This window comes from Nostoc sp. UIC 10607 (assembly GCF_047228265.1).
Taxonomy (GTDB): domain Bacteria; phylum Cyanobacteriota; class Cyanobacteriia; order Cyanobacteriales; family Nostocaceae; genus Nostoc; species Nostoc foliaceum_A.
Genome location: NZ_JBIQNW010000100.1, coordinates 1 through 15,093, shown reverse-complemented (window position 1 = coordinate 15,093; position 15,093 = coordinate 1). Strand labels below are relative to the sequence as shown.

Sequence of the window (15,093 nt, the reverse complement as noted above, 5' to 3'; positions counted from 1 at the left end):
GTCCCCCTCTCTGTCACCCTTGTCTCAGTAAAATCCTCCATATATCAAGCATTCAGGACTTTTCTGCACCAGTAAGGTTATTCACATCAATAGAGTATATAAATTTACTGTAATCATCTTTTACCAGCATTCAGTTTATACTTTAGTAATTATTTATACCTCTGTATAAGTACTGTAAATCTTGCCTACAGTTTGCATGGGGTTTCCCTTGCATCGGCACAGGGAACTTACAACCGAACACTAAAGAAAAACCTATGTTTCGACTCGGTGAGTTGTCGAGTTTCGATTTTACGGTGATGGGCTATCGATTCGGATTGTCCAGGGCATTTGTAAGCTATGCAGGCAATAACTAAGGCTCTATTCCTTCATCAATCCAAGCATCAATTGCTGTTTTTACTTCTAATTCAGTCACGGCAGACCATTCTTTTTCATTGATAGTTGTTTTAAATTCCGCTCTTTTACCGTGACCAACTTTTTCCATTGAGTGTCCGCGATACACATTTTTAGGCTTAATCATTTTTCTTAATCATCTTTATAGAATATTATAAACTGTTGCTCAATAAGAAAAGTAGTTTGATTTTCTATAATGGCTGCTGATCGAGGATGGCTCTATATTTTCAGCTTTATAATTCATCGCAAAGCACGTTATTATCACCGTGATAATTATACACTTATGCTGATGATGTTCCGCCACGGTCTAAGGATGGGGAAAGCTGTTAACTTATACGTTCTTCAAAGCTTTACGTTTTATCTCGTAGTCAATCACTAAATGAGCAAACCAAACAACGCTCTGTCATATTACAGGAAAAGAGCTTTTTATTTGACCTAATCAGGAGTTATTCTTTAATCTTTATTCAACCTACCGACAAGTCTCGCCTCCTCTAAGACTACGACTTTTTCAGTCATATTTGGCGCTGAAAATCCTAATCACAGTACAGAAAGATTATAAATAACATTTGTGCGATTAGGGTCGAATAAGTTTTGACGAGAATCGACGTAACAAGCCTGTTCTCATTGAACTTATAGTTTTCGACACAAATGGGCATAGGAACCAATAATGAACCAGCTTTTTTAATTATCTTTAGAGCAGGAACTTATGAATAGCTACAAGGGAAAATTTACTTTAGAGAACCTCCTTTTTAACGCTAATTTACAGGAATTTACGCACAAGATTTGCGACATCTATGGATTAAGCAACCAAGGTACAATTTCCCACAAAGAGGCTTACACTCAGATTCAAGTCTTATTTGAAGCACTCAAGCGTTCCAAACAGGAACTTAGAATAGGCGAAAACCCTTGACTGTGCAATGCCAAAGACTAATAAGTAGGGGTGAAATTAGCGAGGCTGTCGTTAGCCGCTACTTAACTTTCAAAATCTTTGCTGTGTAAAGCTGATAATAAAAATGCACGACCATATTAGCGCTGGGGGGAAAAGGGATGATTTCAAGTCTCCATTAGCGGAACTGGTAAGTAGTCCAGTGGACATCGCAGCGCTGGAATAAATAGTGAAAAAACGGTCAACCAGTTATGTCGAAGGTAAGAAATTCTGCGAGGAGCGAGGAGAAATTTGATCTCAAAATCTACGATAAAGGCGATCCAAATGATAGCAGCGTTGGCGAACGCGGGAGCGTGTCGCAGACAAGCCTCTCTGAAAGAGACTCGCTTCTAATAGAGGATTCAGCCCCCAAACTAGCTCAACGATATAAAAGTCCCAACCAAGGAAAGCCCAGCACCAGCATCGGCGTTTCTAGCCAATCTTCCAACTGTTGCAGCACTTCGCTGCGCTCATAATCTAATGCGGGCTTTGACCGTTGGTTCAGATAGCTCATAACGAGTTCGATGAATGAGACTGATACACTTTTAGCTGTGCCCGTAATTGAGCGATTTCACTCGTCATATCTAACACCATTGCCGCTCCGACTAAGTTCAGCCCCAAATCTCGACGCAAGCGTTGAATCTGAGCAATTCGCGCAATCTCGCGGGAATGCAGTAAATCACCAATGAGTTCAATTACGCCTAACTCAACGTAAAACTTCACCAGGGTAATCGAAGTCTTAGTGATTAATGCAGCATATTCAAAGCTGTAAAGTTGTTCACCTTCGAGTGAAACCACGGTTTTTGAAAGGCTGAAGGTCATAATTTTATCTCCTCTAATTGGGTACGTGGGTTAAAGCTAGTGTTTGCCTGGATTTTTTCGTAGTATTCTTGCTCGATCGCACTCAGGTCTTGCGGGGTGACAATCTGAAGTTTGGCAAATAAATCACCTCGTCCCCCTTTTGGCAATGTCCAGCCTTTGCCGCGTAGTCTGAGCGATTGCCCCGATCGCACCCCTTTAGGAATTTTCATCATCACGCTGCCATCGGGGGTTGGCACGTTGATTTCTGCCCCTAAAACCGCTTCATCAGGGCGAATTGGAATGTCACAAACGAGGTTATCGCTCTCAAATCGATAGAAGGGATGAGTTAACACTTCGATAGTTAGATACAAATCACCGCGCTGTTGAGAGAATGGACTAGGACGACCTTTACCCTTGAGCCGAATTCGACTGCCTGGTTTTGCACCTGCGGGAATACGGACGTTGATCGTTTCCTCGTCGAGTTGCAAACGCTTCTGGACACCGTGAAATGCTTCAGAAAATGTGAGTGCGATCGCAGCTTCAGTGTCCGGTGCGGGAGCTTGAGAACGAAATCCCCCATTAAAATCATCAAAGCCACCAGTGGAGGTTTTACGTCTCGATCGACCCAGCAGATCGTTGATAAACGAATCAAAATCGCCGTACTGATCGAAGTCGGTCGTCCCAGCATTAGTTCCGCTAGGTGTCGGCGCTTTAGTGTAACCAGGGTGATTCCAGTACTGACCAAAGCGATCGTACTTCTGCCGCTTCTCTGGATCAGATAATACCTCATTCGCTTCGTTTAGTTCTTTGAACTTTGTTTCTGCGCCTTTGTCTCCAGGATTGAGGTCAGGATGATATTTGCGGGCAAGCTTGCGGTAAGCCCGTTTGATTTCTTCAGGGGTTGCAGTTTTGCTTACTCCTAAAATGGCATAGTAGTCTTTAAAGTCTGTTGTAGTTGGCATCAGTTACCTCTTGTTCGCGTCGCGGCGATCTAGGAAAATCGCAGATTATTCTGCGGTGGGTGCATTTTCAATTAGAGATAAGTTCCAATTCGATCATGCTAACAATTGCTCTCACGAAGTCTAGGAAAGCTTCACACTTTTCTTTAAAGGCGATTTCTGTGTTTCCAATAAGCAAAGCCACTAGCAATAATCATCACAAAGGCAGGAGCCGCAAGCCATAACCAGAAACCAGGAAGTAACTTGATTAATAGAAGCTGACTATCAGGATTACTACCATTAGGTAACGCAAACCAATATGTTGAGATTGTGCCTGTAAAACCTATAATAATTGAACAAAAAGCAGAAGCTATTGAGAACTTGTATTTTTTCTGTAGAAAAAATTTACAGGAATACCAATAAAGTGGATTAGCTAACCAGCCAATAGCCGGCGCTTGAAGAAATAACAATCCAAGTATTCCCCCAATCGTAGCTTCAACCCCCTTCATGATATAAGTTGAACCTGTGTGTATTGTCTTGGGTTCGATTATTTCAAAAGTTAGTGCTGGCAAGCTAAGTGCCATTATATAAATAAATAAAGATATTCCTAGTAAAAACAAGGGTTGTGTTAATAAAGATGCTTTTTTCATCAGGTGGATTCTATACAGAGTTACTTGGCTATTCAAGATAAGATGAGAACAACATTGAAAGTGCAAAACTCCCGATAAAGGTCAAGGTAGATAAGTTTGTATCTTGAGTTTGATGCGCTTCGGGAAGAATTTCTTCAACGATCGCCACCATCAAAGTACCTGTTGTAAATGCCAGTACAATTAACTTGGGTAGATCAGTTTGTCCGCGCAACCCCCAATAGCCCAGCGTCGCACCCAGCCAAACAGGGATAAGAAATGCCGCAAGTAACCAAAATCGCTGTGTTCGCGGCATATTTTGACTCTTAAACTCTGCGTTGGTGACAAATCCTTCAGGAATGTGAGCCACAACTCTCCCCGATGCCAGAACTACGCCTAGATGAGGTGCGATGTCTGCGACGGGCTACGCCTACGTCAAACTAGTGCCAATCATTAAGCCATCGCCAAATAAGTCGATGGCAATGCTCAGAAAAATGACCCAACTAACGGTATTATGATCAACGCCACGCAGTCGATTTTTGCTTAATTTGAGAAGCTGATTAATCCAGACAAAAAAAGCTCCACCTAAAAACAATGCTAGAATAGCTGCCCAAACAGGTTTAGCGTAGGCGTAGCCCGTCGCAGACATCGCAACTCTCGGTATTAGTTCGGTAGATGCGTTCGCGCAGCGTCTCCGCAGGAGAATCGCTAACAACACGCCAGCAGCAGCGTGCAGTGCAAGTCCTAATGTTTGTTTTGATGACGGTAAGGCTTCAGCAATCATTGCTCCCATGAAGTTGCTGATAACGGGCAAAGCTGATAGTGTTAGAGCAAATAGAAATTCCTGCATAGTCAGGCTCCGCTAGTCGTAACATAGTTTTTGATGTTTGTTTCGATTGCAGTCCATCAAGACGCGAACTCATAGTGAATCTCTGTAGTTCTTCCTTTAAAATAAAGCCGAGTGCCTTTTGGATACTCCCATCCCACCTCGCCTTCTAAGGGAATAAGCATCCCATTACAAACTGAATATTCCCAGAATCGACCGACCCAAGGCATAGCAGTCAGCTTGTCACGATAACGAGCCTCAGCCCGACAAGTAGCGATCGTGCCTTCAGCATTAAACTGAAATACGAGGGAGACAGTTGTTGCACCATCCGTCAAAGTAGCGCGAGCGGAGGTGTCATTAATTGCGTCCCAGCGCACACCCTGACTGGGTAATAAAGCAGTAGGATACCAAGTTGCCTCAGCAAAGTACCGTAACAATTCACCTTGATTGTTTTCAGGCGTACTGTGTATTTTTGCAACCGTAAAAAGACCAAGTAATGATGCGTGTAAGTTACCTTCTCCTAAGAGATAGGTATCATGAACAAAGGCATTAACTCCTGGAGCCATCTGGATGCGTGCATCCCAATCAAAACCGAGGCGTTGAGTCATCACAAGTTGAGTGGCAGTAAACGGATTCCACTTGGCTTCCGTTTCATTCAGATTGAACTGTCCTTGCTGAGAGAGCTTGACCACAGCCACAATCGCTTGTCCATCCTTGAGTACTGTCCGAAAAAATCGCTGTACGGGTTCTGGTAAGCCTTCGATTTCTTTATGGTCATACATTTGGGGCTTAATTGTTTGCCGTCCATTTATTAATTTGGCTCGTAAGTTATCAGTGTTTGACTGCCAGCGATAGCTACCATAGATCGCAGCAAATCCGAGGCAGACTATGATTAAAACACCAATCATTGCAATCCATTTTATCCACATGAGACTTACCTATATTTGTTAATTCAGAAGTTGATAAATTGTGATGATTGAAATAATTACTACAATAGATGTATAGATCAGCATTGTGTACTGGGATAACCAATTGGGAAGATAAATCGCAAAATTGTCTTTTGTAGAGTTTGAATATTTACGAGCCATCAAAGTTAATGGGCATTGAAGTTTGAAAGTTAACAGAGTTAGCCCTTCTATAAATACAAATCCATAACCAATCCAGAGCCAAATGTTGAGATTGTGAGCGATCGCGGCATAAAGCATATAGAAAATCACAAAGTTGAAGAATACCCATATCAACGTGTGAATAATTTTAATCAGCGTTAATTTGGTTTCACTTTCCATATTGTCTCAGTCTAATTTCTCCATTTTCGGCGTTTCTACAAGCACAGAGATAACGAGCAAACTTAGCCCAATAATTTTGATCAAGGCGTTAATTGCATGTGCATACTCCCATTGATCCCGATACCGCATCCAATCTGCTGGAATGGGATTCGTCAACCATTTGGCGAATTCAGCATTCATTGGCGCAACAAATATTATCCAACTCACAAATGCAAGTACCAAGAAAATTACTCCGCCCAAATTCGAGTAGAAACTTGAACCACGTTTGCGAACAAGAAATACCAGCACAATTGCCGTCAGAATTGCTGTAATTTCAAAAGCTGCGCCGACTGAGCCAAACAACTTATAAACATTTTCAAAAACCGTTACTTTAACCCACAGTTGTTGGTCAAACTGCATTCTTTGCGGCAACTCTAGCAAATGTGCCATAGACAAACTGAGGCTAAACGAAGCCAGCATAAGTGTTATGAATCGCCAAGCCCGTATGAATGTCATTTGATTACCCTTGTGCAGAGACGATTAATGGGAACATTGATAAAATTCAGTACCCTTTTAATATTTGAGTTAACAACTTTAACTTCTGGCATTACTGTGACGGGTGTTTGTTCTATTTCCTGAATGAATTGATTGAATACAATATGAAACGTAACGGTTGATGTACGAGTGAAACTTTATGGTTTTTGACAAAAGCTACCGTTTCTTGACTGATCCCACCCCTTTCACGGATTCCCGAAGTTGGGGAGAACCAATATACTCTACTGACCCCACGCCAGATACAGTCGCGTCTAACCGATCGCTCACATTGACCACCGCACTCCCCACGCCGCTATTGCGAACCGTAGCCTGTTTAGTCTTGAACTCCTCGCCCTTAAAGCTTCCGACCCCAGAAAGGCTAAGGTCTAGTACATCAGCGCTTCCTGCGATCATCATACTACCCACGCCATTAAGAGAAACTGATAACTGTTTGCCTTGAATACCCTTGGCTTCAATACTGCCGACCCCATCTATGTTCAAGCTTTGTAGAGTCTTGACCTGCAAAACAAACTCAATAGGCTTGGTCGGAGTGAAAGAGGAATCATTTGCAATGCTCAGATACAGGATGCGATCTTTCACGCGACTCTCTAAAAGCGGAAGGATGTTGTCTTCAGCGCTAATCGTTAGGGACTCTTTTCCCGTTTGCTGCACCCTGACCCTACCCACGGATTTAAAGGAGATGGATGAAAATCCAGCCACTTCTCTAGATTCAGTTTTGACGATTCCAGATCCTCTGAGCTTACCCAAGTTAAAAGAGCAGGCTGCAAACAGACTCAAAGCTGCCAAGGACGCAGCCAAACTATATAGCTTCGATCTCATTGTTTCCCTTCTTAAGTAGCTATTTGAGGTTTTTCTCTACCAAATTGCCAGAGCAAGACGACACCCAAGCCGAAGAGATTGACTAAGAAAACTACTAACCCTCCGAAAAATGGAATTAGTGTCAGAACTGTCAGGATTGCTAAACCCACCAAAAACTTCTGCTGTAACGACAAATTGCCATTACTAAATAGGCGTTGACCAACAAAAAGTGCCACGGCTAATGATCCGACTAGAGAAGTGACGATCGCACTCAGACTTAGTAGTGGAATCAGGGGAATACCAATAAGCGTAATCGCCAGAAACACACTGACAAAGATAATGGCGACCATCGCCCCCATTCCCCATAGAACAGCCAAAGTGGGGTGCTGATGCAATTTTGTAGCTAAATTCGGCAGGAACCGTGGGTTGGTATGCAAAATAATCAGTCCGAGAATAGCTGCTACTACGGCGGCACTAATTCTAAAAATGGCATTGAAGAAATATTGAGCAAAGAAGCTAATTCTGACTCGATTGGAACCATGCATCATCCCATGTTGATCGCTGAATGTGGTACGTTCACCACTAACGATCGCACCTTCTTCCTGTACGATTTTGCCGCCAAAGGAGTAAGCATCACCATCTACCCGCACTCCTTTTTTTAGGATGACATCCCCACCAAAAGCGATCGCAGTTTTCAAAACTCTGGCATTAGGTGATACCGTAACACTCCCCCCTAAAGCCAGGGCGTTTTCAACAACTTGATTCTCTGGTACAGTTACGCTTCCACCAAAGCGAATCAGGTTGGTATTGTTAATATTAATATCAGTCTGCGCCAGGGCATTGCCTGCAAATATTAAACAAATACTGGCTATAAAAACCAGAATTAATTGTTGCCATTTCATAGATTTTATCCTCCTGAACAACAAGAACATCGACATCTGAGATTAACCGGAGATGATATTACGAACAATTTCGCCGGATCGTTGTAACCCCATTTTTAGATGAGTTATTATAAAGTTCAGTCAAAATCAAGTCTTCTCGTTTCAATATGCTTGGCATTAAATTGTAGATACTGCTTTGCCATCTCCTCAAGATTTCTTCGATTTGAAAACTGCACCCTTAATTGCATCTCAAGAATATCTTGCCCAGATGCGGTCAGTGGTAGTGCTGATGGCACGTTAGCGTACCACCCCCGTTTTCTAAACGGGCATTTCCTGATAGCAGTAACTACAGCGCCAGTAAAGTTCTCCCAAACGTACATGACGGAGTAAAATATCTGAACAGTTAGGGCAAAAATGCTTACTCATCATCGATTGACTGATTGTTGTAGATATACTCAATTTGCGAGGACTTGTTAATAAAGCTTTATTAAGCATATATTTCACTAACCTTTGTCAATTTGTTGATAAAGGTTAGTATGACACTCGAAGATTAGAAATCATGTTTAATCAAGTGTTTGATTAGTGTATAAGTTGTACAAGTTTTACTAAGATATTTTATTTTTAACCTTTATTTAATAACTTTTGAGCGTTTATCTCTCCTATGGTGTAATTCCATTTTAAAAAATATTTACAACATATAAATTAAATTGGCTGTAGTAGAAGTATACATCTGTATGCCTATACTCATATATCATTATTCTTGAATAAATTCTGTCTCTTGTTCTTTGTGGGATAAATTATTCTTTGGAGGTTTCTTAACCAGACGAATTTTCATCCACTGGAAGGAAACAAGGTTGAGTAACAGACCGATGATAAACAAAATCAGCATAAGCACAACCTGATACCAAGCAATCGGTTGCACTACTGAATCTGCAACTAAATGGCAAAAATTTAGTCCGGTATATAATATGGTTAAACCAAAATGAATGCTTCGGTAGCGACTCGAGTCAGTAAACACAGTAGCAACGATCGCAGCCATCGGGAACACAAAAAAGCCCAACATTAACCACATAATCGGAGCAACTTCTGCTATGCTTTGTGCGTGGGAGTCAGCCACACTAAGACCGTGAAAAAGAGGCATTAATCCCAATTGGCTGTGAAAGAGAAGTCCCAACAAGAAAACGATCCAAAGGGTAATAATTTTTTCTTGATGTTTGATTACCATACTGTTTTGCACTCCCATTATTTTCCAGTAATTCGAGTTTGGGTAGCTAACAGAATAAGAATAGAGTAGCAAGGATATTGTAGCGATAGAATGCTTTTAAGCTTTTCATTTTAATTAGTGAGTTGGAGAGCATAATATCTGCTACCTTCAGATATCCATAGTACTTTCTAAATCATATTTGAAGCAACTAAATTTGAAATTTTTGTAACGATTTGAAGGCTTTCAGTACAACTTATACAACTCAGACGCAATTCAACCTTGATTTCCAACAGCAGAATGTCACAGTAAATCTGGTTAGTCGATTCGCTATCAAAAAATTATGAAATTTGTAAAAGTATTTCTTGCTGCCGTTACATTAATTACTGCTTCAGTTAGCCCCGCCTTTGCTGATGCCAAAGTTGAACTCTTAGGTGCAAGTTATGGTGGTAGCGGTTGTCCCAATGAATCCGCCAGTGTGAGCGTTAGTCCCGATGGTCAAGAACTAACCATTTTATTTGACAAGTTTGCAGCCATCGGAAATGTCGCCGCAGAAAGGCGGAAAAGCTGTAATTTGAGTATTCCGATCAAATTACCCCAAGGCTTTCAAATTTCCCTTTATGATGCTGATTATCGGGGTTATATTGCTCCCGGAACTACTGGGACACTAAGAGCAGAGTACTTTTTTGCTGGTACCCGCGGCCCAGTTTTTTCTCGGACTTTTAGTGGCGAAACTGACTATAATGTTCGAGATAGCTTGGCGACGGTAGCTGATATTTGGTCGAGCTGTGGTGACAGTGTAAATATGCGGGTGAATACTGCGATGACTGCTAAAGGTCAAGGGATGGCTACTGTTGACTCCTTTGATCTTGCACACCGAGGTTTGGTTTATCACATAAAATATCGCACCTGTCGTAAAAACTAGTACACTTCAGGATAATTCCGGCACAGAAATTTATTCTGAAACCTTTTATCTAGTGGGATTTTTACTCATAGTAAACGCAGAGTACAGTACATACTTTGCGCTAGCGTAAAAGCAAATATTGACCCGAGCGCAAAATATATTCTGTACTGTATTGTTGCCCAAGAGTATGAAGTGATTAAATCAGAATAGGGAGCAGAATTGACCCAACAAGAGACACAGTTAGGATTTGGCGACTTAGCCAATCAGCGTTTTCGCGCAGGATATGCAGAATACTACCGTGAACCACTGTTTCTATCTGTATCCGCTCCTGTAGAGGGAAAGAGTAGCGGCTTTTGGGGGTGCTGGATAATTCCTGTACCCCTTCGACTACATAGCGATTAGGGACATGACTTAGAATGTGGGCAATTAACTTTTGGCGCAACTCATGAATCGAAAAAGCTAATTGATAAGGATGTTCCGGGTACTCATCTAAGACATTCTCAATTTCTTGAATAACTATTGGCAATGTTAAATTAATCAATGTATGTGGCATTAGTGTTGTTTGATATAGATGTTTACTTTCAAGCCTAGATTCATTTGATGAATGTACAGTCTGTTCTCAAAAAGATTTACAGATGGTTACTAATTGATCTGCTTGTGAAAAGTGTAACGACTAGGCGTTTGAAATCGAGTATATACAAGAGTTTGATGGATAGTTGAATTGTATAAGTTGATTAACGATGCAGACAAAACGTAGCCAGATTAATTTTAATTAACCAACAAAGCGATGCCTACGGCGGGCTGCGCCTACGCCATTCCCCTGTCCTGAAATTCCTTTTTTTTCTGACGATTTTTTAGGAGAAAAATCGTCTACATATTTATGTAGTACTCTGACTGATGTTCTTCCTATCATTTCAAAATCTTCTAAATAATTAGACAATTTGTCTAGAAAAGTTTTTGGGATATTTACTCTCCCAAGCAGTGTATCTGATGACTTTGGGCAATAGATTAATTCAGCAAGCTCAATGATTTTATATACTTTACTAATTAATAAAAAATTCATATTTATCTTCAAGCTAAAATTATAGTGAATAAGGACGAATATTGATCAGCCCTTAATCTGTACTTCATAGAGCATGACAGATGGATGCTTGAGATTAAGTATCGCTCCAAGTTTGAAATGTATAAAATAAATTCATAGTGTTTGAGTTAATTATAAAAATTAATATATTTAACAGGATCTCACTAGAGCTAGAGTATTTTTTCTTAATTGTGTATATCCTTAACTAAGGAGAGATTTATTACCACAAAAAAAACTCTAAGATCAAAGATGATAATAAAAATTTGATTTCTTGATTTTAGAAGTTTTTGTCCTATGGTCAAGCGATCGCTCGAAGCATCACTCACCGGGATTCAAGAGGCTAAAAGAGCGTTTGCCCGTAAGGGTTGGACACAAGAGAATCTAGCAGCAGAAGTCAACCTCAAGACTAGACAACCAATTTGGCGGTTTTTCAGTGGTCGTCCAGTTGAGCGTCATACCTTTATTGAAATTTGTTCAGTGTTGTCACTGAATTGGCGGGAGATTGCGACTAATCCTCCAGCAGAATTCTTGGAACGAGAAGAATACGCCCAGCCGACTGTACTGGATATTGATAAACTAGTGCCATTCGTGCGATCGCAACGCTTCGACAAAATTCAAGACCAGTGTGGTATTTTGCAGTTATTGGATATCAGCCGTCCCGTTGCGATCGATGACATATATATAGATGTGAATATTTTGGAGTCAATCGCCAGCCTTCAGTGGTTAGAAATCACTGATTTGCAAAACCTTGACCCCAAAGAATTTGACCGTTTTGGCTTAGGTAAAGCTGACGAGAAACAAATACCTGGTACACAGGCAGTTGAAACCTACTCCAAGCTCAGGGTGCTAGGCAAACCCGGAGTAGGTAAAACCACCTTTTTGCAATATCTAGCCATTGGGTGTAACCAAAACACATTTGCGGCAAATCAGGTCCCAATCTTCATCACACTGAGAAACTTTGCCCAAGAGTCTAAGATTACCAACGAGTTCAGCCTATTAAAATACATCCGTCAGGAATTTATCACATCTGGAATTTTAGATCCGTCAGTCATCGAAACCTTGCTGAATGAAGGTAGGGTATTACTGTTGCTTGATGGCATGGATGAAGTTCTTAATCAACAAAGCAATGCTATCTTGAACGAAATTCGCAGGTTTTCAGAGAAGTATCACAAAAATCGGTTCGTGGCGACCTGTCGAACAGCAGCTCAAAAACTCAGACTCCGAGGCTTTACCGATGTTGAAATTGCCCCATTTACCTTAGAACAAATCCGAGCCTTCGCTCAAAAATGGTTTGTGGTCTTTACCAAGACCAACCAAAAAGATGGTCTAGCCCACTCCCTTAAGTTTATTCAGAAGTTGGAATTAGATGAAAATTGGCAATTTCGCCAACTCGTCGTCACACCCCTATTTCTGCATCTTGCCTGTTGGGTGTTTCACGGTAAACAAAAATTTCCGACTAAGCGGACTGACTTTTATAAAGAAGGTTTAGACCTTCTATTAGGCAAATGGGATGAAGCCAGAGGCGTTGAACGGGATGACGTTTATCGAGGGTTTTTATTATCACAAAAACTCAAGTTATTCAGTCAGATTGCAGCCGCGACATTTGAGCAGGGTCAGTACTTCTTTGAGCAACGCATCGTTGAGCAATACATTGGTAACTATATTCAGAATCTCAGTAACGTGCCAATAGATGCAGAGTCACTGCAAATAGAAAGCGAAGCAGCGCTGAAGTCAATGGAGGCTCAACATGGGCTACTGGCAGAACGGGCGCGGGGAATTTTTTCCTTTTCCTATTTAGCATTTCAAGAATATTTCACAGCAAGGAAAATCGTTGCCAGCCATAACTTAGAGGCATTTGGGCAAGCGCTATCCGGTCTAGTCAGTCATATCACCGACCCCCACTGGCGCGAAATCTTCTTGTTAACCGCCACCATGCTCAGGAGTGCAGACTCTCTAGTACAGTTGATGAAGCAACAGATTGATACACTCGTTGCCCAAGACCCTTATTTACAAGAGTTTTTGACCTGGGCTAGCCAAAAATCTCGCAGTATTCCTACCCAACCAAAAGAAGCGACAGTGAGAGCATTTTACCTGGCCTTGAGTCGGACTCCTCACATAGCTTCTCACTTTGCCTTAGCCAGCAGCCTCGACCAGGGGATGTTTCTGGATGCGGCATTAGATGACCTGCTGATAGAGTGTGCAATTGATGGGAGCCAGGACTTTGCCCACATCCACGCCTGCGGAGAAGCTATGAGCAACATTCTGGGTATTGTTCTGGATGTTGGACTCCATAAAGCCCTGCAACAACTCTCTGACCAGTTGCCAAATTCTAGTCAAAGTCAACAATGGTTTGAGCTATGGTCGCAAACGAACTATTCAGCTTGGGCTGAACAGGTAAAGAAGACGGTCGTTAATTATCGCAACATTAACCACGAGTGGCAGTTTAGCTCTGAGCAAGAGCAAGTGTTGCAACGCTACTATGATGCTAATCAATTACTACTCGATTGCCTGCATAGCAATTGTGAAGTAACATCTGCTATCAGGCAGGAAATTGAAGCCACCTTATTGTTGCCGATAAAAGAACTTGAGGATAGGGAATGGCAATAATTCTTTTGATTAATTCCTGAAAGAGGTTTGGATTACAAAAATCATCAAGAATTAAGTTTTGTGTCTTAGTTAATCAACTAATTCAGAAAAGAAAACAATACTAAGTTTATAGTACATGAACAGAACCTTTTATTTAAACAATTCAAGTGATTCTCTCCTAATTTTTTTACTTTACTAGGTGCCAGACCTTGATCTCTGATGCCTTAGCGCTTCGCATTTTATTTAACTTTAATTTTTATATGGTATTCTGCCCTGAAAAAGTATGTTTTTGTAAGCGTTTGAGTAACGCATAACTTGTTTACTTTGTAATATAAATATTCATTTTTTGACAAAATAAATTTCATCCGGCAATGCTGATAGCAAATAAATCATCTGTGTCCTATTTTGGACAATTTTTTATTAAAATATAGCTGCTATAATGAAAATATAAAAAGAGCGACAACGCTACACGTTGCGAGGCAACCAATAAGGATGCCAATGAAGTTTTAAGGCGATATGCAGCCGGAGAAAGAAATTTTAAGCAGGCAGACTTGAAAGGGATAAGCCTAATTAAAGCTTTCTTTGAGGAAAATTTGAGAAACTCAGACTTGAGTGACTCAGATTTAGGTAGTGCCAATCTAAATTGGGTAAGCCTGAGAGGAGCAAAAATAAACGGGGCTAATCTGAGAGATACAAAGACTACCTAAATGCTAAACATTGCGCCCTGAAATTCTGCCAAGTACTTTAATTAAAAGATGCCAATAATCTGATTATCCGTTCAGATGCAGATTCTTCTGGATCTACAGCAGATTTCAATGTGAAGTACAGAAATACCCAACTCGCGCGATCTCGCGGGTTGGGGAGGAGTGTACCTTATGTAGTTGCAAAACGCTGTATTCCTCTATCAAAAACTCAAATATCAACCAATTATCAGATATCAAAGAATAGAATAATTGAGAAAACCGATGATATAACGATTTTGATTATCCTAAAAAAACTTGCTTGTAGCAGTTTCTCAGACATTCTAAATAATATCTTTGAGAAACACTTTACTGGCATTCTAGCAATCCTATTCATCACCACATTGGAGAGTAATTATGTCGAAGGAAAAAAAGGGCAATAAAGAAATCAAAAAGCCCAAACAAGATCCGCACAAAAAAAAGGATAAAACGGTATTTCTTGACAAATTAAATGATCATTTGCCAAAAAAGTAGTATCGATATAGAGCCAGAGAACGAGCTTACTGGTGCAGAAAAGTCCTGAATGCTTGATATATGGAGGATTTTACTGAGACAAGGGTGACAGAGAGGGGGACG

The 15,093-nt window shown here is 40.9% G+C and carries 18 protein-coding genes and 1 pseudogene; 4 read left to right on the top strand and 15 right to left on the bottom strand.

Translation table 11 applies throughout. From position 1 onward, the window contains the following. Positions 1-349: 349 nt before the first annotated feature. Positions 350-517 (bottom strand): hypothetical protein, encoded by a 168-nt coding sequence (locus ACEYW6_RS33745; protein ID WP_190938341.1) that lies wholly within the window; start codon positions 515-517, stop codon positions 350-352. Positions 518-1,096: 579 nt separating this feature from the next. Between ACEYW6_RS33745 and ACEYW6_RS33740 the strand changes: the two genes are divergently transcribed. Next, positions 1,097-1,300: a hypothetical protein gene (locus tag ACEYW6_RS33740; protein ID WP_412983229.1), complete on the top strand. Its 204-nt coding sequence runs from the start codon at positions 1,097-1,099 to the stop codon at positions 1,298-1,300. Positions 1,301-1,485: 185 nt separating this feature from the next. Here ACEYW6_RS33740 and ACEYW6_RS33735 read toward each other — a convergent pair. The 12 genes and pseudogenes from ACEYW6_RS33735 to ACEYW6_RS33680 form a co-directional block, all read right to left on the bottom strand. Next, a pseudogene (locus ACEYW6_RS33735) lies at positions 1,486-1,829 on the bottom strand (hypothetical protein); the annotation flags it as partial. Further along, positions 1,826-2,137, bottom strand: coding sequence for a chaperone modulator CbpM (locus ACEYW6_RS33730; protein WP_412983228.1), 312 nt, complete (start codon positions 2,135-2,137; stop codon positions 1,826-1,828). The pseudogene ACEYW6_RS33735 and the gene ACEYW6_RS33730, both read right to left, overlap by 4 nt. Continuing rightward, positions 2,134-3,078 carry a DnaJ C-terminal domain-containing protein gene (locus ACEYW6_RS33725; RefSeq protein WP_412983227.1) on the bottom strand — a complete coding sequence of 315 codons (945 nt, stop codon included), beginning with the start codon at positions 3,076-3,078 and terminating at the stop codon, positions 2,134-2,136. Before ACEYW6_RS33725 ends, ACEYW6_RS33730 begins: the two co-directional genes overlap by 4 nt. A gap of 143 nt (positions 3,079-3,221) precedes the next feature. Next, the gene (locus ACEYW6_RS33720; RefSeq protein ID WP_412983226.1) at positions 3,222-3,704 is read right to left on the bottom strand and encodes a hypothetical protein; all 483 of its coding nucleotides are present in this window, start codon (positions 3,702-3,704) and stop codon (positions 3,222-3,224) included. A gap of 28 nt (positions 3,705-3,732) precedes the next feature. Then, positions 3,733-4,050 carry a hypothetical protein gene (locus ACEYW6_RS33715; RefSeq protein ID WP_412983225.1) on the bottom strand — a complete coding sequence of 106 codons (318 nt, stop codon included), beginning with the start codon at positions 4,048-4,050 and terminating at the stop codon, positions 3,733-3,735. Positions 4,051-4,110: 60 nt separating this feature from the next. Beyond that, complete coding sequence (locus tag ACEYW6_RS33710; RefSeq protein WP_412983224.1) at positions 4,111-4,530, bottom strand: hypothetical protein; 420 nt, start codon at positions 4,528-4,530, stop codon at positions 4,111-4,113. Between the two features lie 56 nt (positions 4,531-4,586). Further along, a complete protein-coding gene (locus tag ACEYW6_RS33705; protein WP_412983223.1) occupies positions 4,587-5,435 on the bottom strand; it encodes a DUF6920 family protein in 849 nt (282 codons plus the stop codon). A gap of 18 nt (positions 5,436-5,453) precedes the next feature. Further along, positions 5,454-5,792, bottom strand: a complete 339-nt coding sequence (locus tag ACEYW6_RS33700; RefSeq protein ID WP_412983222.1) for a hypothetical protein — start codon at positions 5,790-5,792, stop codon at positions 5,454-5,456. A gap of 6 nt (positions 5,793-5,798) precedes the next feature. Continuing rightward, positions 5,799-6,287 carry a hypothetical protein gene (locus tag ACEYW6_RS33695; RefSeq protein WP_412983221.1) on the bottom strand — a complete coding sequence of 163 codons (489 nt, stop codon included), beginning with the start codon at positions 6,285-6,287 and terminating at the stop codon, positions 5,799-5,801. Positions 6,288-6,482: 195 nt separating this feature from the next. Then, positions 6,483-7,145, bottom strand: coding sequence for a GIN domain-containing protein (locus ACEYW6_RS33690; protein WP_412983220.1), 663 nt, complete (start codon positions 7,143-7,145; stop codon positions 6,483-6,485). A gap of 11 nt (positions 7,146-7,156) precedes the next feature. Then, positions 7,157-8,026 (bottom strand): hypothetical protein, encoded by an 870-nt coding sequence (locus ACEYW6_RS33685; protein ID WP_412983219.1) that lies wholly within the window; start codon positions 8,024-8,026, stop codon positions 7,157-7,159. 733 nt (positions 8,027-8,759) lie between these two features. Then, positions 8,760-9,230, bottom strand: coding sequence for a hypothetical protein (locus ACEYW6_RS33680; protein WP_412983218.1), 471 nt, complete (start codon positions 9,228-9,230; stop codon positions 8,760-8,762). Positions 9,231-9,549: 319 nt separating this feature from the next. Here ACEYW6_RS33680 and ACEYW6_RS33675 point away from each other — a divergent pair, with 319 nt between their 5' ends. Beyond that, positions 9,550-10,131: a DUF4360 domain-containing protein gene (locus tag ACEYW6_RS33675; RefSeq protein WP_412983217.1), complete on the top strand. Its 582-nt coding sequence runs from the start codon at positions 9,550-9,552 to the stop codon at positions 10,129-10,131. Between the two features lie 175 nt (positions 10,132-10,306). Here the strand turns inward: ACEYW6_RS33675 and ACEYW6_RS33670 are convergent, their stop codons facing one another. Then, positions 10,307-10,663 (bottom strand): hypothetical protein, encoded by a 357-nt coding sequence (locus ACEYW6_RS33670; protein ID WP_412983216.1) that lies wholly within the window; start codon positions 10,661-10,663, stop codon positions 10,307-10,309. Positions 10,664-10,882: 219 nt separating this feature from the next. Next, positions 10,883-11,173, bottom strand: coding sequence for a hypothetical protein (locus tag ACEYW6_RS33665; RefSeq protein WP_412983215.1), 291 nt, complete (start codon positions 11,171-11,173; stop codon positions 10,883-10,885). Positions 11,174-11,485: 312 nt separating this feature from the next. Here ACEYW6_RS33665 and ACEYW6_RS33660 point away from each other — a divergent pair, with 312 nt between their 5' ends. Next, the gene (locus ACEYW6_RS33660; protein ID WP_412983214.1) at positions 11,486-13,798 is read left to right on the top strand and encodes an NACHT domain-containing protein; all 2,313 of its coding nucleotides are present in this window, start codon (positions 11,486-11,488) and stop codon (positions 13,796-13,798) included. A 530-nt stretch (positions 13,799-14,328) separates the two neighbouring features. After that, the gene (locus ACEYW6_RS33655) at positions 14,329-14,484 is read left to right on the top strand and encodes a pentapeptide repeat-containing protein (RefSeq protein ID WP_412983213.1); all 156 of its coding nucleotides are present in this window, start codon (positions 14,329-14,331) and stop codon (positions 14,482-14,484) included. The last annotated feature ends 609 nt before the right edge of the window (positions 14,485-15,093 follow it).